Source organism: Vibrio sp. 10N.261.55.C5, from assembly GCF_041470505.1.
Taxonomy (GTDB): Bacteria; Pseudomonadota; Gammaproteobacteria; order Enterobacterales; family Vibrionaceae; genus Vibrio; species Vibrio crassostreae_C.
Map to the genome: position 1 here is coordinate 1 of NZ_JBFRMS010000036.1, position 19,102 is coordinate 19,102.

15 protein-coding genes are annotated in these 19,102 nt (G+C 45.0%); 11 read left to right on the forward strand and 4 right to left on the reverse strand.

The annotated features are described in order from the left end of the window. Positions 1–250: 250 nt before the first annotated feature. From secE to rpoC, 8 genes are all read left to right on the forward strand, one after another. Positions 251–628 carry a preprotein translocase subunit SecE gene (secE, locus tag AB4263_RS14210; RefSeq protein ID WP_010435558.1) on the forward strand — a complete coding sequence of 126 codons (378 nt, stop codon included), beginning with the start codon at positions 251–253 and terminating at the stop codon, positions 626–628. A gap of 13 nt (positions 629–641) precedes the next feature. After that, on the forward strand, positions 642–1,190 hold the full coding sequence (gene nusG, locus AB4263_RS14215; RefSeq protein WP_010435556.1) for a transcription termination/antitermination protein NusG: 549 nt from the start codon (positions 642–644) through the stop codon (positions 1,188–1,190). A 213-nt stretch (positions 1,191–1,403) separates the two neighbouring features. Continuing rightward, entirely contained in the window at positions 1,404–1,832 is a 429-nt protein-coding gene (gene rplK / locus AB4263_RS14220; protein ID WP_010435555.1) for a 50S ribosomal protein L11, read from the forward strand. A gap of 4 nt (positions 1,833–1,836) precedes the next feature. Beyond that, complete coding sequence (gene rplA, locus AB4263_RS14225) at positions 1,837–2,541, forward strand: 50S ribosomal protein L1 (RefSeq protein WP_017055917.1); 705 nt, start codon at positions 1,837–1,839, stop codon at positions 2,539–2,541. A 250-nt stretch (positions 2,542–2,791) separates the two neighbouring features. Then, entirely contained in the window at positions 2,792–3,286 is a 495-nt protein-coding gene (gene rplJ / locus AB4263_RS14230) for a 50S ribosomal protein L10 (RefSeq protein ID WP_017060524.1), read from the forward strand. A gap of 57 nt (positions 3,287–3,343) precedes the next feature. After that, positions 3,344–3,712 (forward strand): 50S ribosomal protein L7/L12, encoded by a 369-nt coding sequence (gene rplL / locus AB4263_RS14235; protein WP_017060525.1) that lies wholly within the window; start codon positions 3,344–3,346, stop codon positions 3,710–3,712. Positions 3,713–3,947: 235 nt separating this feature from the next. Beyond that, positions 3,948–7,976 (forward strand): DNA-directed RNA polymerase subunit beta, encoded by a 4,029-nt coding sequence (gene rpoB, locus AB4263_RS14240; RefSeq protein ID WP_017060526.1) that lies wholly within the window; start codon positions 3,948–3,950, stop codon positions 7,974–7,976. A 92-nt stretch (positions 7,977–8,068) separates the two neighbouring features. Then, complete coding sequence (rpoC, locus tag AB4263_RS14245; protein WP_017060527.1) at positions 8,069–12,271, forward strand: DNA-directed RNA polymerase subunit beta'; 4,203 nt, start codon at positions 8,069–8,071, stop codon at positions 12,269–12,271. A 330-nt stretch (positions 12,272–12,601) separates the two neighbouring features. Here the strand turns inward: rpoC and AB4263_RS14250 are convergent, their stop codons facing one another. Further along, entirely contained in the window at positions 12,602–13,099 is a 498-nt protein-coding gene (locus tag AB4263_RS14250; RefSeq protein ID WP_032546263.1) for an Rsd/AlgQ family anti-sigma factor, read from the reverse strand. Between the two features lie 165 nt (positions 13,100–13,264). On the opposite strand from AB4263_RS14250, the gene nudC reads away from it, so the two are divergent. Both nudC and hemE read left to right on the forward strand, forming a co-directional pair. Further along, positions 13,265–14,074 (forward strand): NAD(+) diphosphatase, encoded by an 810-nt coding sequence (nudC, locus tag AB4263_RS14255; RefSeq protein WP_017060529.1) that lies wholly within the window; start codon positions 13,265–13,267, stop codon positions 14,072–14,074. Positions 14,075–14,373: 299 nt separating this feature from the next. Then, entirely contained in the window at positions 14,374–15,441 is a 1,068-nt protein-coding gene (gene hemE, locus AB4263_RS14260; RefSeq protein ID WP_017060530.1) for a uroporphyrinogen decarboxylase, read from the forward strand. Positions 15,442–15,544: 103 nt separating this feature from the next. Here hemE and AB4263_RS14265 read toward each other — a convergent pair whose 3' ends face one another. Together AB4263_RS14265 and AB4263_RS14270 are read right to left on the reverse strand one after the other, a co-directional pair. Then, a complete protein-coding gene (locus AB4263_RS14265) occupies positions 15,545–16,138 on the reverse strand; it encodes a uracil-DNA glycosylase family protein (protein WP_017065640.1) in 594 nt (197 codons plus the stop codon). Beyond that, a complete protein-coding gene (locus tag AB4263_RS14270; RefSeq protein WP_017063654.1) occupies positions 16,138–17,064 on the reverse strand; it encodes a D-2-hydroxyacid dehydrogenase in 927 nt (308 codons plus the stop codon). Before AB4263_RS14270 ends, AB4263_RS14265 begins: the two co-directional genes overlap by 1 nt. 71 nt (positions 17,065–17,135) lie before the next feature. Here AB4263_RS14270 and AB4263_RS14275 point away from each other — a divergent pair, with 71 nt between their 5' ends. Beyond that, positions 17,136–17,723 carry a YjaG family protein gene (locus AB4263_RS14275; RefSeq protein ID WP_137001877.1) on the forward strand — a complete coding sequence of 196 codons (588 nt, stop codon included), beginning with the start codon at positions 17,136–17,138 and terminating at the stop codon, positions 17,721–17,723. A gap of 104 nt (positions 17,724–17,827) precedes the next feature. On the opposite strand, the gene AB4263_RS14280 is transcribed toward AB4263_RS14275, so the two are convergent. Further along, positions 17,828–18,964 carry a CNNM domain-containing protein gene (locus AB4263_RS14280; RefSeq protein ID WP_372098408.1) on the reverse strand — a complete coding sequence of 379 codons (1,137 nt, stop codon included), beginning with the start codon at positions 18,962–18,964 and terminating at the stop codon, positions 17,828–17,830. Positions 18,965–19,102: the final 138 nt, after the last annotated feature.

Genomic DNA, 19,102 nt, shown 5'->3' on the forward strand with positions numbered 1-19,102 from the left:
GGTGTTGTAGCTAAAATCTTTGCATAAGATTTGACGAACCACTAGTAAAAAGGGCATCATTTGATGCCCTTTTTCTGCGCTAAAAAAAGAGTTGGATGTTTTGACATCGATTTTTGCTCTTAGCAAAGAATTAAACGGTCTTTTTGACTAAAATGACTGTTAGATGTGTTGTTTTGCAACGCAAAGGAATGTGCCCTGCAACAGCGGGGTTATTGTCGTCTATATTTAAGACTTATCACAGGTTGGTTTTATGAAAGCAAACGCTGAAACTCCTGATAGCTCAGGTGCAGCAGATACAATGAAGTGGATTGTCGCTTTTGTTCTGTTGGCTGCTGCTGTTGTGGGTAATTACCTGTATGGTGAATTGTCTGTTGTAATTCGCGCTGCAGGTGTAGTTGTGCTGATTGCTGCCGCACTAGGCGTTGCAGCAACAACAACTAAAGGTAAAGCTGCGATCGATTTTGCAAAAGAATCTCGTATGGAGATTCGTAAAGTTGTTTGGCCTACTCGCCAAGAAACTATGCAAACTACATTGATCGTTTTAGCTGTATGTATTGTTATGTCTCTAGTGCTTTGGGGAATTGACGGCATTATGGTCCGTCTAGTTTCTCTAGCAACTGGGGTGTAGAGGGTTCTGATTCATGAGTGAAGCTCCAAAAAAACGTTGGTATGTAGTTCAAGCCTTTTCTGGCTTTGAAGGTCGTGTTGCACAGTCGCTACGCGAGCATATTAAAATGCACAACATGGAAGAACTATTTGGCGATGTGCTAGTACCTACTGAAGAAGTAGTGGAAATGCGTGCAGGCCAACGCCGTAAAAGTGAACGTAAATTCTTCCCTGGCTACGTATTAGTTCAAATGATCATGAATGATGAATCATGGCACTTAGTACGCAGCATTCCGCGTGTTATGGGCTTCATTGGTGGTACCTCTGATCGTCCTGCACCAATCACTGATAAAGAAGCTGATGCTATCTTGAACCGTCTAGAGAAAGCGAGCGAGTCTCCACGTCCTAAGACAATGTTCGAAGCGGGTGAAGTGGTTCGTGTGAACGATGGTCCATTTGCTGACTTCAACGGTACTGTTGAAGAAGTAGATTACGAGAAAAGCCGCATTAAGGTATCTGTATCGATCTTTGGTCGTGCAACACCGGTTGAGCTTGAATTTGGTCAGGTTGAAAAACTGGACTAAAACTCTAAGTTTTGAACAAGCTGTGGATAAATACTTCATAAGTTGTTCAAAATAAAAGAGTATAAAAAATCACCTTTTTAGGGTTGTTAAAGGCGCGAATTATGATTATAATTTCGCGCCTTTTTGCTTCTGTGGAAGTGAAAAAGAGTTAATTGAATTTATGGGGAGCTCGCCTTGCGGCTAGCGCATGTACCCAAAATATTAGGAAATATCATGGCTAAGAAAGTTGAAGCTTATATCAAACTGCAAGTTGCAGCTGGTATGGCAAACCCAAGTCCACCGGTTGGTCCTGCTCTAGGTCAACACGGCGTGAACATCATGGAATTCTGTAAAGCGTTCAACGCAAAAACAGAATCTGTTGAGAAAGGTCTACCTACTCCAGTAGTTATTACTGTTTACAACGACCGTTCTTTCACGTTCGTAACTAAGACTCCACCTGCTGCTGTTCTTCTTAAGAAAGCTGCTGGCGTTAAGTCTGGTTCAGGTCGTCCAAACACTGAGAAAGTTGGTACTGTTACTGACGCTCAAGTTCAGGAAATCGCAGAAACTAAAGCTGCTGATATGACTGGTGCTGACATCGAAGCAATGAAACGTTCTATTGCTGGTACTGCTCGTTCAATGGGCCTAGTGGTAGAGGGATAAGATCATGGCTAAACTTACTAAGCGTATGCGCGTAATCCGCGACAAAGTTGACTCAACTAAAGAATACGAAATCAACGAAGCTGTTGCTCTTCTAAAAGAACTAGCGACTGCTAAATTCGTTGAGTCTGTAGACGTTGCTGTTAACCTAGGCATCGATGCTCGTAAATCTGACCAAAACGTTCGTGGCGCAACTGTGCTACCTCACGGTACTGGCCGTGACATCCGCGTTGCTGTTTTCACTCAAGGTGCAAACGCAGAAGCTGCTAAAGCTGCTGGCGCAGATATCGTTGGTATGGAAGATCTTGCTGAGCAAGTGAAAAAAGGCGAAATGAACTTCGACGTAGTTGTTGCTTCTCCAGATGCAATGCGTGTTGTTGGTCAACTAGGTACAATCCTAGGTCCACGCGGCCTTATGCCAAACCCTAAAGTTGGTACTGTAACTCCTAACGTTGCTGAAGCGGTTAAGAACGCTAAAGCTGGTCAGGTTCGTTACCGTAACGACAAGAACGGCATCATCCACACTACTATCGGTAAAGCATCTTTCGAAGCTAACCAGCTTCAAGAGAACCTAGAAGCACTTCTAGTTGCTCTTAAGAAAGCTAAGCCTTCTTCAGCTAAGGGTTCTTACCTGAAGAAAGTAAGCATCTCTACTACGATGGGTGCTGGTGTTGCTGTTGATCAAGCTAGTCTTGATACTCAAGCAAACTAATTTGCTTAGGCGCAGATTTAGTGTATACTTCTGCGCCTAATATTTGTGGTTGGGTGGTTTTAAAGCAATTTGAAATCATCTATCCCAAGACCGTAGGCGTTGTCGATTTTCATTAGATTATTGATAGCTTAATAAAACCTACGTAGGCGATGTTGTGGTTTGAAGTGGATTTATTCATTTTTAAATAACATCGTAAACGCTCAATACATTTTGTATTGGGTGCTGTAATCACAACCAGAGGTTAATCCAAATGGCTTTAAATCTTCAAGACAAAAAAGCAATTGTTGCTGAAGTCAACGAAGCTGCCAGTGGTGCACTTTCTGCAGTTGTAGCTGATTCTCGTGGCGTTGAAGTTGGCGCAATGACTTCTCTACGTAAACAAGCTCGCGAAGCGGGTGTTTACATGAAAGTTGTTCGTAACACACTAGCACGCCGTGCGGTTCAGGGTACAGACTACGAGTGTCTAGTAGACACTTTCACTGGTCCAACTCTGATCGCGTTCTCTAACGAGCACCCAGGTGCTGCAGCGCGTCTTTTCAAAGACTTCGCTAAAGAGAACAAAGATTTCGAGATCAAAGCTGCTGCATTTGAAGGCGCAGTTACTGATGCTGAAGTACTAGCGACACTACCAACTTACGACGAAGCTATCGCACGCCTAATGATGTGCATGAAAGAAGCTTCTGCTGGCAAGCTGGTTCGTACTATCGCTGCACTACGTGACCAAAAAGAAGAAGCAGCGGCTTAAGCCTTGCTTTTCACTGGTTGCAAATTAAACTTATTGTTGACTTAAAAGAGAATTGTTATGTCTATTACTAACGAGCAAATCCTAGACGCAGTTGCAGAAATGTCTGTAATGCAAGTTGTTGAGCTTATCGAAGCTATGGAAGAGAAATTCGGCGTTTCAGCTGCAGCTGCAGTTGTAGCTGGTGGCGCAGCTGGCGGCGACGCTGCTGCTGAGCAAACTGAATTCGACGTTATCCTAACTGCTGCTGGCGCTAACAAAGTACAAGTTATCAAAGCTGTACGTGGCGCAACTGGCCTAGGTCTTAAAGAAGCTAAAGGTCTTGTAGACTCAGCTCCTGCAGCGCTTAAAGAAGGCGTTGACAAAGCTGAAGCTGAAGCTCTTAAAGCACAGCTAGAAGAAGCTGGCGCTTCTGTTGAAATCAAGTAATTATTACTTAATTTCATAGCCGCAAGGCTAATGGCTGGTGGTTTATTAACCACCGGCCTTTTTGCGCTGTAGGGCTATGACGAAATTTCCGCTGTTTAACCGTCATAATCCGAGCAAAAAAACAGTCATTTTTTCGAAATGATTGTTCACTACCACTAAACAGCTGTTTGTCACCACCCCCTCTGAAGAGTGTTTTGGGTGGTTTGGGTCACTTATCAGCGAGCTGAGGAACCCCATGGTTTACTCTTATACCGAGAAAAAGCGCATCCGTAAGGATTTTGGTACTCGTCCACAAGTTTTGGACATTCCATACCTGTTATCGATCCAGCTTGATTCTTTCGACAAATTCATCGAACAGGATCCAGAAGGTCAATACGGTCTTGAAGCTGCTTTCCGTTCTGTATTTCCAATTCAGAGCTACAACGGCAATTCTGAGCTGCAATACGTTAGCTACCGTCTTGGTGAGCCAGTTTTTGACGTTAAAGAATGTCAAATCCGCGGTGTTACTTACTCAAAGCCACTACGCGTAAAACTACGTCTAGTTATCTTTGATCGAGATGCACCAGCAGGTACTGTAAAAGACATTAAAGAACAAGAAGTCTACATGGGCGAAATTCCGCTTATGACAGACAATGGTACTTTCGTAATTAATGGTACCGAGAGGGTTATCGTATCCCAGCTGCACCGAAGCCCAGGCGTGTTCTTCGACAGTGATAAGGGTAAGACCCACTCATCAGGTAAAGTTCTTTATAACGCACGTGTAATTCCTTACCGTGGCTCATGGTTAGACTTTGAGTTCGATCCTAAGGATAACTTATTCGTACGTATCGACCGTCGTCGTAAGCTACCAGCATCGATTATTCTTCGTGCACTTGGTAAATCGACTGAAGAGATCCTAGATCTGTTCTTCGACAAGGTGAACTTCGAAGTTAAAGACCAAACTCTTCTTATGGAGTTGGTTCCTGATCGTCTACGTGGTGAAACTGCGTCATTCGACATCGAAGCAAACGGTAAAACTTACGTTGAGACTGGTCGTCGTGTTACTGCTCGCCATATCCGTCAACTTGAAAAAGATGGCGTTGAGCACATCGAAGTACCAGTAGAGTACATCGTTGGTAAAGTTGCATCTAAAGATTACATCAACGAAGCAACTGGCGAGATCATCGTTGGCGCGAACCAAGAGATTAGCCTAGAAGCTCTTGCTAACCTGTCTCAAGCAGGCCACAAGGCTCTACAAACTCTGTTCACGAATGACCTAGATCACGGTCCATTCATGTCAGACACTCTACGTGCAGATAGCACAGTAGATCGCATCTCTGCATTGGTAGAAATCTACCGCATGATGCGTCCTGGCGAGCCACCAACGAAAGAAGCTGCAGAGTCTCTATTCGAAAGTCTATTCTTCTCTGAAGAACGTTACGACCTATCAACTGTAGGCCGTATGAAGTTCAACAGCTCTATCGAGCGTGAAGAAGAAGAAGAGCGCGGTACTCTGGATGAATCAGACATCATCGAAGTGATGAAGAAACTGATTGGTATCCGTAACGGTATTGGTGAAGTGGACGATATCGACCACCTTGGCAACCGTCGTATCCGTTCTGTAGGTGAAATGGCAGAAAACCAATTCCGTGTTGGTCTAGTTCGTGTAGAACGTGCCGTTAAAGAGCGCCTAAGCCTTGGTGACCTTGATGCAATCATGCCTCAAGATCTTATCAACGCTAAGCCGATCTCTGCTGCAGTTAAAGAATTCTTTGGCTCTTCACAGCTTTCACAGTTCATGGACCAAAACAACCCATTGTCAGAAGTTACGCACAAACGTCGTATCTCTGCTTTAGGTCCTGGTGGTCTTACTCGTGAGCGCGCAGGCTTCGAAGTACGTGACGTTCACGTAACTCACTACGGTCGTCTATGTCCGATCGAAACGCCTGAAGGTCCAAACATCGGTCTAATTAACTCACTATCTGCGTTTGCACGTTGTAACGATTACGGTTTCCTAGAAACTCCGTACCGTCGTGTAGTAGATGGTGTAGTAACAGAAGAAGTTGATTACCTGTCTGCAATCCAGGAAGGTCAATTCGTAATCGCGCAAGCAAACACCATTCTTACTGAAGAAGGTACGTTTGCAGATGAGCTAATCACAGCTCGTCAAAAAGGTGAATCTGGTCTTCACCCACGCGATCACGTTGACTACATGGACGTTGCGACAAACCAAGTAGTATCTATCGCTGCTTCGCTTATCCCGTTCCTAGAACACGATGATGCGAACCGTGCATTGATGGGTGCCAACATGCAACGTCAAGCTGTACCAACACTTAAGGCTGATAAGCCTCTAGTAGGTACTGGTATCGAACGTAACATCGCAGTTGACTCTGGTGTTACAGCGGTTGCTAAACGTGGTGGTCAAGTTCAGTCTGTAGACGCTTCTCGTATCGTAGTTAAGGTTAACGAAGATGAATTGGTACCTGGCGAAGCTGGTATCGATATCTACAACCTAACTAAGTACACGCGTTCGAACCAAAACACATGTATTAACCAACGTCCAACTGTACTTCCTGGTGAACCAGTTGCACGTGGCGATGTTCTTGCTGATGGTCCTTCAACAGACCTTGGTGAACTAGCTCTTGGCCAAAACATGCGTATCGCATTCATGCCTTGGAACGGTTACAACTTCGAAGACTCGATTTTAGTATCTGAGCGCGTAGTTCAAGAAGACCGTTTCACGACAATCCACATCCAAGAACTATCTTGTGTGGCTCGTGATACTAAGCTGGGTTCTGAAGAGATCACAGCTGATATTCCAAACGTAGGTGAGTCTGCTCTGTCTAAACTAGACGAGTCAGGTATCGTTTACATTGGTGCTGAAGTTAAGGGTGGCGACATCCTAGTTGGTAAAGTAACCCCTAAAGGTGAAACTCAACTGACTCCTGAAGAGAAGCTGCTACGTGCTATCTTCGGTGAGAAAGCATCTGATGTTAAAGATACTTCTCTACGTGTACCAAACTCTGTTTCGGGTACTATCATCGATGTACAAGTCTTCACTCGCGATGGCGTAGAGAAAGACAAGCGTGCACTTGAAATCGAACAGATGCAGCTTAAAGAAGCTAAGAAAGACCTAACTGAAGAGTTCCAAATTCTTGAGGGTGGCCTTCTTAACCGTGTTAAAGCTGTACTTCTGTCTGGTGGTTACTCTGAAGCTAAGCTTGATACTATCGGTCGTAAGCAATGGCTAGAGCAAGTTCTAGAAGACGATGCGCTACAAACACAGCTTGAGCAACTTGCTGAGCAGTGGGATGAGCTAAAAGCAGACTTCGATAAGAAGTTTGAAACTAAGCGTCGTAAAATCACTCAAGGTGATGATCTAGCGCCTGGCGTTCTTAAGATTGTTAAAGTTTACCTAGCGGTTAAACGTCGTATCCAGCCTGGTGATAAGATGGCCGGTCGTCACGGTAACAAAGGTGTAATCTCTAAGATTAACCCTGTTGAAGACATGCCATACGATGAGAAAGGTCAGCCTGTAGACATCGTACTTAACCCGCTGGGTGTACCATCGCGTATGAACATCGGTCAGATCCTAGAAGTTCACTTAGGTTTGGCTGCGAAAGGTATCGGTGACAAGATCAACCAAATGGTTAAGGAACAACAAGAACTGCATAAGTTCCGTGAGTTCCTACAGAAGGTTTACGATCTTGGTGATACTCGTCAGAAAGTTGATATTGCTGAACTGTCTGATGATCAAGTTCGTACACTGATCAAGAACCTACGTGGCGGTCTACCGATTGCTACTCCTGTGTTCGACGGTGCTTCTGAGTCTCTAATCAAAGAACTACTTAAACTGGGTGATCTGCCAGAATCTGGTCAGCTTAAACTGTTTGATGGTCGTACTGGTGATTCGTTTGAGCGTCCTGTAACTGTTGGTTACATGTACATGCTGAAACTGAACCACTTGGTTGATGACAAGATGCATGCTCGTTCAACTGGTTCTTACAGCCTAGTAACTCAGCAACCACTTGGTGGTAAAGCTCAGTTCGGTGGTCAGCGTTTCGGTGAGATGGAAGTATGGGCACTAGAAGCATACGGTGCTGCATATACTCTACAAGAAATGCTAACAGTTAAGTCAGATGACGTTAACGGCCGTACTAAGATGTATAAGAACATCGTAGACGGTAACCATAGCATGGAACCTGGTATGCCTGAGTCGTTCAACGTACTGTTGAAAGAGATTCGCTCGCTAGGTATCAACATCGAGCTAGAAGACGAAGAGTAATCCCTCCTTCTTTTTAAAAGAAGATAGGATTATTTGGTAAAAGGGAGCTTGCTACAGCAGTGAGCTCCTTTAACTCCTTACAGGAGCTGAATGTGAAAGACTTATTAAACTTTCTAAAAGCACAGCATAAGACCGAAGAATTTGATGCAATCAAAATCGGTCTATCTTCACCAGACATGATCCGTTCATGGTCTTTTGGTGAAGTTAAAAAGCCGGAAACAATTAACTATCGTACGTTCAAACCTGAACGTGATGGTCTGTTCTGTGCACGTATTTTTGGTCCAGTTAAAGACTACGAATGTCTTTGTGGCAAATACAAGCGCCTGAAGCACCGTGGTGTTATCTGTGAGAAGTGTGGCGTTGAAGTTACACAAACTAAAGTTCGTCGTGACCGCATGGGCCACATCGAGCTAGCTTCACCAGTTGCTCACATCTGGTTCCTAAAATCACTGCCGTCTCGTATCGGTCTACTAATGGATATCCCTCTACGTGATATCGAACGTGTTCTTTACTTCGAGATGTACGTAGTAACTGAACCTGGTATGACTGATCTAGAAAAATCTCAGATGCTTACTGAAGAAGAGTATCTGGATCGTCTAGAAGAGTGGGGTGACGAATTCACTGCTAAGATGGGTGCTGAAGCGATCAAAGATCTGCTTGCAACAATGGACCTTCATCAAGAAGTGGAAGAAATGCGCGAAGAGTTAGAAACGACTAACTCAGAAACTAAGCGTAAAAAAGTTACTAAGCGCCTGAAGCTAGTTGAAGCGTTCATTGCATCGGGTAACGATCCGCAATGGATGATTCTGACTGTACTTCCGGTTCTGCCGCCAGATCTACGTCCTCTAGTACCACTAGATGGCGGTCGTTTTGCGACTTCAGATCTGAACGACCTTTACCGTCGTGTGATCAACCGTAACAACCGTTTGAAGCGTCTTCTAGAGCTAGCTGCTCCGGACATCATCGTACGTAACGAAAAGCGTATGCTGCAAGAGTCTGTTGATGCACTTCTAGATAACGGTCGTCGCGGTCGTGCTATCACTGGTTCTAACAAGCGTCCTCTGAAATCTCTTGCTGATATGATCAAGGGTAAACAAGGTCGTTTCCGTCAGAACCTTCTAGGTAAACGTGTAGACTACTCTGGCCGTTCTGTAATCACAGTAGGTCCATACCTTCGTCTACATCAGTGTGGTCTTCCTAAGAAGATGGCACTTGAGCTATTTAAGCCGTTCATCTACAGCAAGCTAGAAACTCGTGGTATGGCTACGACAATCAAAGCTGCTAAGAAGATGGTAGAGCGCGAAGAAGCTATCGTTTGGGATATCCTGGACGAAGTAATCCGCGAACACCCAGTACTACTTAACCGTGCACCTACACTTCACCGTCTAGGTATCCAAGCGTTTGAACCAGTACTAATCGAAGGTAAAGCGATTCAGCTTCACCCACTAGTGTGTGCGGCATACAACGCCGACTTCGATGGTGACCAAATGGCGGTACACGTGCCTCTAACTCTAGAAGCACAGCTTGAAGCACGTACACTGATGATGTCGACGAATAACATTCTGTCGCCAGCGTCAGGTGATCCGATCATCGTACCTTCTCAGGACGTTGTATTGGGTCTTTACTACATGACACGTGACAAGATCAACGTGAAAGGCGAAGGTATGTACCTTGCTGGCCCTGCTGAGGCTGAAAAGGCATACCGTACTAAGACTGCTGAGCTACACGCTCGCGTTAAAGTACGTATCACCGAGACTGTAGTAGACGAAGATGGTAACAGCACTACTGAAACGAAGATGGTTGATACAACTGTCGGCCGTGCAATGCTATGGCAAATCGTTCCAGCTGGCCTACCGTACAGCATCGTTAACCAAAAGTTAGGTAAGAAGCAGATCTCTACTCTTCTTAACGAGTGTTACCGTAAGCTTGGTCTAAAAGATACAGTAGTATTTGCTGACCAAATCATGTACGCAGGTTTTGCATACGCTGCACTTTCTGGTGTTTCTGTAGGTATCGACGATATGGTTGTACCTCAAGCGAAATACGATGAAATTGAATCTGCTGAAGAAGAAGTTCGCGAAATCCAAGAGCAATTCCAATCTGGTCTTGTTACTGCGGGTGAGCGTTACAACAAAGTTATCGATATCTGGGCATCTACGAATGACCGCGTTGCGAAAGCAATGATGGATAACCTATCTTCTGAAACAGTTATCAACCGTGACGGCGAAGAAGAACAGCAAGAATCGTTCAACAGCATCTACATGATGGCCGACTCGGGCGCACGTGGTTCTGCAGCTCAGATTCGTCAGCTAGCAGGTATGCGTGGTCTGATGGCGCGTCCAGATGGTTCAATCATCGAAACGCCGATCACAGCGAACTTTAAAGAAGGTCTAAACGTCCTTCAGTACTTTATCTCAACGCACGGTGCTCGTAAGGGTCTTGCGGATACAGCACTGAAAACAGCAAACTCGGGTTACCTAACTCGTCGTCTAGTAGACGTTGCTCAAGACGTTGTAGTACACGAACATGACTGTGGCACGCATGAAGGTATCGACATGATGCCTCACATCGAAGGTGGTGACGTTAAAGTTGCACTTTCTGAGCTTGCTCTAGGTCGTGTAGTAGCTGAAGACGTTCTTAAGCCTGGTACTGAAGATGTACTGATTCCACGTAATACTCTGATTGATGAGAAGTGGTGTCAAATCATGGAAGACAACTCAGTAGATAGCATGAAAGTGCGCTCTGTTGTTACCTGTGATGCAGACTTCGGTTGTTGTGCACAGTGTTACGGTCGTGACCTAGCACGTGGTCACCTAGTGAACCAAGGTGAAGCAGTTGGTGTTATCGCTGCACAATCTATCGGTGAACCGGGTACACAGCTAACGATGCGTACGTTCCACATCGGTGGTGCGGCATCTACTGCAGCAGCAGAGAACAGCATCCAAGCTAAGACAACTGGTACTGTGAAACTTCACAATGCTAAGTTCGTAGTTAACAAAGATAAGAAACTGGTTATCACTTCTCGTGCATCTGAGATGACGATTATTGATGAATTCGGCCGTACTAAAGAGAAGCACAAACTTCCTTACGGTTCGATGCTAACCAAAGGCGACAACGCAGCAGTTACTGCTGGTGAAGTTGTAGCTAACTGGGAAGCGCATACCATGCCAATCATCACTGAAGTGGCAGGTCGTATCCAATTCGTAGATATGATTGATGGTATTACAGTTTCTCGTCAAACTGACGATCTAACGGGTCTTTCTTCAAGTGAAGTTACAGACGCAGCAGCTCGCCCAGCAGCAGGTAAAGATATGCGTCCAGCTATCAAACTTGTTGATGAGCAAGGTAACGACGTAATGATCCCTGGTACTGATATGCCAGCTCACTACTTCCTACCTGGCAAAGCGATTGTAAACATCGAAGATGGCGCTGAAGTTGGCATCGGTGACACACTATCTCGTATCCCTCAAAAATCGAGCGGAAACAAAGATATCACCGGTGGTCTACCACGCGTAGCTGACCTATTCGAAGCTCGTAAGCCTAAAGAGCCTGCGATCCTTGCTGAGCACACAGGTACTGTGTCTTTCGGTAAAGAAACGAAAGGTAAGCGTCGTCTAGTAATCACTCGTGAAGGCGGTGACGCTTACGAAGAGATGATTCCTAAGCATCGTCAATTGAACGTGTTCGAAGGTGAGAAGATTGAACGTGGTGATGTAATCGCCGACGGTCCTGAAACTCCACACGATATCCTGCGTCTACGTGGTATCCACGCAGTAACTCAGTACATCGCGAACGAAGTTCAAGAAGTTTACCGCTTACAAGGCGTAAAGATTAACGATAAGCACATCGAGACTATCGTTCGTCAAATGCTACGTAAGTGTACAATCACTCATTCTGGTGACTCTCCGTTCCTACCTGGCGAACAAGTTGAGTACCACAATGTTAAGATTGCTAACCGTAAGCTAGAAGCTGAAGGTAAAGAACTAGTACGTTTCGAACGTGATCTACTAGGTATTACTAAAGCATCTCTTGCAACTGAGTCATTCATCTCAGCTGCATCGTTCCAAGAAACGACTCGCGTACTAACAGAAGCTGCGGTTTCTGGTAAGCGTGATGACCTTCGCGGTCTGAAAGAGAACGTAATTGTTGGTCGTCTGATCCCAGCTGGTACTGGTTTCGCATACCACCAAGAGCGTCAAAAACAACGTGAAGAAGAGCAAGAAGGTCCTTCAGCTGAACAAGCTACTGACAATCTAGCAGCACTTCTAAACGCTGGTTTCTCTTCAGAAGAGTAAGCTCTACGAGTAGTCTCTAAGAGATAAGAAAAAGGCACCTTCGGGTGCCTTTTTTGTATCTGGCGTATTGGTATTTAGCTATGACTTATAAAGTGATAGGTGTGCTTATCTAGCTGGTGAGGTTGGATTTATGTCCTGAAGAGTGCTCTTTGAGGCCAGTAAGATAAAGGGTAGAGATGACTAGGCTGATTAGGGCTGTAACCATATGCTTATGGCTAAAGGTCAGGGCGAGCGAGTAAGCTCTGTCTGAAAGGTTCTGGGTAGTTTGGATAACCTTACAGACAAAACAAAAAGCTTGCACAGAGGCAAGCTTATTAAGGATTCGGCTAACTAAGCGCCTGGTGGAATCGCTAAACTGTCTGCAATAAGCTGGATAAGATTATCTTCTACTTCAAAACGTAGTTCGAGTAGTTCACCTACTTTGGACATATCTCCTTCGAAGTTAGGCAACTCATCGTCTGCATTTACTTTAACGTACTTATCATTGAATTCTAGAAGCGGCTCGGTTGTAAGTACGATTTTCGCGTAAGTTGTATCAATCTCGTCATTGGTTTTAAAGCCTGTTGCTTGCCATTTTTTCATGACCATATCGTAGATCTTAAAATGACCCTCTGAGATATAATCGACAACATGATCACAGAATGAGCTTATTTCTTTAGGGGAAGGGAGTTCAACAACGTTTGATTGCCCGTTGCTAGCTGGCTGCAAGGCACCTAGCTTACAATACTCAACGATTAGAGACTGTCGAGTTTCGAGCCAATGATCGATGACCTCATTAGAGCCACCCCATTGTTCTTGTATTTGTTTGAATTTATTTAGCATGACCATGTCCTCATGATCTGATCACAACCTTGTGATCAAGTAATTGCCTAAGCAGGGTCCGTTTTATTGGTAGCTACTAAAAGTAATAGCTTGAAATATTCTCTGCTACAACTCTAGTATGAAATTAGATTGCCAGTAAAATGAACGAACTGCAAGCAATGAGGCATAGGGATGTTAAAAAAAAGTGATAACAAAATGACAGAGCAAGCTTATTGGTGCGTCGTTTCTGGTAGTGATATTTGGGTTAATAATGATCAGTTTCCGTTTGGCTCTGCTGAAGAGCTTGGGCTGAGTGTGGAGCATGCAATCTGTATTGGTCAGCATCAAGGTCGCAAGGTGTATTGGCTCAACGATTGTGATGTGGAGAATGAGCTGAGCATGGTCAGCCTAAGAGAGTTACTGCACTGGCCTGAAGTGAGTTTCTTGACTGCAAGCAAAGCCATCCAATATGGGCATATGACTCAAAGTATGCGTTTTTGCCCTCAGTGTGGTGGTCGAAATCATCTCAACCATAACCAGGTGGCGATGCAGTGTGGAGATTGCCGCACACTTCATTATCCTCGTATCTTCCCGTGCATCATTGTCGCTGTACGAAACGACAACAAGATATTGCTTGCGCAGCACCCAAGACATAAGACAGGTATGTATACCGTGATAGCGGGCTTCCTAGAGGTCGGAGAGACCTTAGAGCAGTGTGTGGCAAGAGAAGTCAAAGAAGAAACGGGTATCGATGTCGATAATATTCGTTATTTTGGCAGCCAGCCATGGGCGTTTCCATCGAGTATGATGATGGGCTTTCTCGCAGATTATGCTGGTGGTACGCTCAAGCCTGACTACAGCGAGCTATCGGATGCTCAATGGTTTGACGTAACAAGCCTGCCTGATGTTGCTCCTGTTGGAACCATTGCGAGACAGTTGATTGAGAAAACCGTTGATGACGTGATGAAAGATGGTGTGACTGAGCAGATACTAGAGCACTAATTTGCCTGTGATAGTATTTGGCCTATGGGTGATCAAAAGCTAAAAAAAACCCTCCACAAGTGGAGGGGGTAAGTAAGATGTCGTTATGAGATGCTGAGTAGTGACTACTCAGATGTTATAATTGTAATTTTCGCTAGCGAACAAATTTTTAACATGCTCCCGTAATTGGGTGCAAATTAAGCATTGATTTAAAAGTTAATAACTTGATCTAGGTTGCAAAGCACACAGCTTTTACCCTTCAATCAGTGTTAGAATACTTGCCATCAAAACTAGACAAGATTGAATTGGAATTTAACGGAATGACCGAATTAAAAAACGATCGCTATTTACGCGCACTTTTAAAACAGCCTGTTGATTACACACCGGTATGGATGATGCGCCAAGCTGGCCGCTATCTTCCTGAATACAAAGCAACGCGCGCTGAAGCGGGCGATTTCATGTCTTTGTGCAAAAACGCGGAACTGGCATCAGAAGTAACACTTCAACCTTTACGTCGTTTCCCGCTTGATGCGGCAATCTTGTTCTCAGACATCCTAACTATCCCTGATGCAATGGGCTTAGGTTTGTACTTTGAAACAGGTGAAGGTCCTAAGTTTGAGCGTCCTATCACGTGTAAAGCTGACGTAGAGAAGATTGGCCTACCTGATCCAGAAGGCGAGCTTCAATACGTAATGAATGCCGTTCGTCAGATCCGTAAAGACCTGAAAGGCGAAGTGCCACTGATTGGTTTCTCTGGTAGCCCATGGACTCTAGCGACATACATGGTTGAAGGTGGAAGCTCTAAAGCATTCACTAAGATCAAGAAGATGATGTACGCAGAACCACAAACGCTGCACCTGCTTCTAGACAAGCTGGCTGACAGTGTTATCGAATACTTGAACGCGCAAATTAAAGCGGGTGCTCAATCGGTAATGGTATTTGATACATGGGGTGGTGTACTGACTCCTCGTGACTACAACCTATTCTCACTGCAATACATGCACAAAATCGTTGATGGCCTAATCCGTGAAAACGAAGGTCGTCGAGTACCGGTTACTCTGTTCACTAAGAACGGCGGCATGTGGCTTGAGTCTATCGCAGCAACAGGTTGTGATGCGGTTGGTCTAGACTGGACAATCAACATCGCAGATGCAAAAGCTCGCATCGGCGACAAAGTTGCTCTGCAAGGTAACATGGATCCTTCAATGCTTTACGCTCAACCTGAACGTATTCGCGAAGAAGTGGGCAGCATCCTTGAAGGCTTCGGTGACGGTGGTACAGGTCATGTATTTAACCTAGGCCACGGTATCCACTTAGATGTACCGCCAGAGAATGCTGGTGTATTCGTTGACGCTGTTCACGAATTGTCTAAGCCTTACCACAAGTAATTCTGAGTAAGATTATTGAAAGCGCTGTTGGGAAACCAACAGCGCTTTTTTATTGCCTGAAATTGGCATTTGATGGCGGTTTAATCTTGTTGTGTGCAGTTAATTAGGTATTTGGATCATGGTAGGCCAAATGCTCAGAGATGTGTTTCCTGATATAAGGAATGACTTCACTTTCAAACCAAGGGTTCTTCTTGAGCCAGATATTATTGCGTGGCGAAGGGTGGGGTAATGGCAAAAACTCAGGCGCCCACCTTTGCCAATCACGCACGGTTTCGGTCAATGTGCTGGTGGTCTTGTTTGTTAGGTAATGGTTTTGTGCGTACTGGCCAATCAGCAGTGTCATTTGAATATTGGGTAGAGATTGCAGCACTTTGTTATGCCAAAGCTCCGCGCACTCTTTGCGTGGTGGAAGATCACCACTTTTCCCTTTCCCCGGATAACAAAACCCCATAGGCACAATCGCGACTTTTTGCTCGTCGTAAAAAGTATCGCTATCTATCCCTAACCATCCTCTTAATCGTTCGCCACTCGCGTCATTCCAAGGGATCGACGACTCATGCACCTTGATACCCGGCGCTTGACCTATGATCAGCAAGCGCGCGTTTGGATGCGCTTGAATCACCGGGTTAGCACCGTGTGATAGGTGAGGCTCACAAGCTCGGCATTGTCGAATCTCTTTAAGTAACGAAGAGGACATCAGTAACCTTTATCAAAATCGATGACATGATTAAGTGTAAAGCCATCTCGCCACTGTTTGTAATTCTCTGCGAAGATCTCGACTACTTGTCTTGGCTCACTGAGTGCAGCGATGTGTGGAGTGATGGTGACTTGCGGTAGTTTCCAGAAAGGATGTTCCTGAGAGAGGGGTTCACTTTCAAACACATCTAAAAATGCGTGTTCTACCCATCTGTTTTTTATGGCGAGCAACAAGGCTTTATTGTCGATGCTTTCCCCTCGACCGACATTAAACAGCAACACATTAGAGCAGTAACCTAACGTGGTTTGGTTCAACAGCTGATAGGTTTCAGCGGTTGATGGCAAGGTGTTGACCACAATATCGGCCTGCTTAAGGGCAGCCTCTATCTCATTGATGTGGAAAGTCTCTTTAAAGGTTTCTTGTTTGGATGGGATGCCGGTACGGTTGACACCTATGGTATGAATACCAAAAGCCGCCGCGGTTTTTGCCAAATGACTGCCGATTGAACCTGTTCCTAAAATCACCATAGTTTTGTCAGTTAGGCTAGTATAAAGCTGTGGCTGCCAGTTTCGTTGTTGTTGATGCTGGTGGTAATGAGGGAAGTGTCTACAGTGACTGATTGTGTAACCCAATACGTATTCTGCGATAGCCGGACCAAAGATGCCTTTGACGTTGGTTAGCGTATAGTCCTGACGCAGATCTGGCTGAGTGAGTTTATTGATTCCGGCATAGGTACTCTGTACCCAGTCTAGCTCTTTAAACTCGCCGAGGCGCTCTGCGATTAGAGGTGGTGACGCCAAGACAATCTGTGCTGATTTGGGGTTTTGAGTGATTTCTAGGTCGGGTAAATCCTGGTTTAGAATCAGTTGCGTATAGGTATCGTCATGCTCAGTAAGAATATAGAGCTTATTCGTAAAATTGTTCATCGGCTTACCTTTTCCCCCCAGGGTTTATCAAGTACACTTTCGCTGTCTTTTTCTGCAATTATTGAGTGACTATGCTTCAGAATCCACTGCAGGTTCGTCTTGAAAAGTTAGAACCTTGGCAACAAATTACCTTTATGGCGTGTCTATGTGAGCGTATGTACCCTAACTATGCCATGTTTTGTGAGAATACAGAATTTGCGGAAGCTCGAATCTATCGTGATGTTTTGGATAGCATTTGGGAAACCCTGACGGTTAAAACAGCAAAGGTGAACTTTGAGCGTCAACTTGAGAAGGTTGAAGAGCTATTCCCTAGCGGTGATGATTTTGATTTTTATGGTGTTTATCCAGCAATGGACGCATGCCAAGGCCTAGCAACGCTAATTCATGGTCTGCTTGACCGTGAACATATGTTGGAAGCGGTAATTAAAGTGAGTCAACAATCGGTGAAGACGGTTGCTGAGCTTGAGTTTGCTCAAGGCGCTGAAGAAGTGACGAACGAAAACCAGAAAGAAAACGAAGCGGTATGTGAAGAGTGGGACGTTCAGTGGGCCATTTTCCGACCTTTACGTGAAACGACTGAGCGTGACTTAGAGTTGATCAAAGACCTACGCCACGAACTGCGTGAAGACCCAGTCAGTAACATTGGTGTTGCGCTATAATTCGCAATTGCACCAAGGTACGAATAAAAACAAAGGCTCCCTAGGGAGCCTTTGTTGTATCTGACGGTATCAAATTTAGATTAAGCGTCTTTTTTGTCTTCGTTCTACACTTTGTCTTTTGATGCGTCGTCGTCATTCGTTGATTTTGCATCTGAAGAGTCGTTGTCTGCTGGAGTTTCTTCCTCGTCCTCGTCATCGCGGTTTTCGATAACACCGTGTGTCTCTTTCCACTTCTCCCAGCGTTGGAACGCCAGTTCTTGCATATCAGTCGTCTTATCCGCTTCATCGACAATCTCTTCGCCCACTAGGTGCTCAAAGATGTCTTCTAGGGTGATGATGCCCTGAATAGTGCCGTATTCGTCCACAACTAAAGACAGTTGCAGGCGGTTTGCCATCATCTGGTCAAAGGCTTTAGCCAAGCCCATGTTGTTCAGCAACACGTGGATAGGGCGCATTACTTCACCCAGAGCTTTCTCACCACAACCGGCTTGCTGCAATCTAAACAGCTCTAAGCGGTGAACAAAACCGATGATGTTGTCACTCTGCTCGCTGTAAACCAGCGGGCGTGAGAATGGCGTGTCTTTATGTTGTTCTAGGAAGGTATTGACACTCATTTCCGCATCAACACGGAATACCACTGGGCGCGGCGTCATTATTTGAGTCACGGGTACATCTTGAATACCCAGTAGGTTGCTCAGGATTTTTGATTCGCCTTCTGCAAATTCACCGCTCTCTTTTGCCAAAATCGCCATTGCAGATAACTCATCACGCATTTTTGGTGCTTGGTGGCCACGAGCAAGACGTTTGGTGATCTGTTCTGAGAACCATACAAACGGTGTTAGGAAGAACACCATCCAACGAAGCACGCTTGCCGAAGCAGGAGCAAGTTGACGCCAGTAGGTTGCACCAATGGTTTTTGGAACAATCTCAGATAATACCAAGATACCTAGCGTTAGCACGGCAGAGAAGACACCTAACCATTGGCTACCAAAAACGACAGCCGCTTGTGCACCTGCTGTCGCAGCACCGATAGTATGGGCGATGGTGTTGAGCGTTAAAATTGACGCAAGCGGGCGGTCAATATCTGTTTTCAGTTTGTCTAAAGATTCTGCTGCAGGGTGCCCATTTTGTTTTAGTTGAGCAATGTAGCTCGGACTAATACTCAAAAGTACAGCTTCCAAAACAGAACAAATGAAAGAAACTCCAATAGCAATGGAGACGTAAATAGATAGCAGCAGCATGTTTGCCCTTAAATTAAATTGTACGCTTTAGCAGCGATTCAGCGTGGATTATAGTGAAAAAGTAGTGGCTAGGTCATCATTAATTTTGCTCTCAGCCCCTTTTAAACAAGGGCTTGCTTAATAAAATCAGTAACAAAT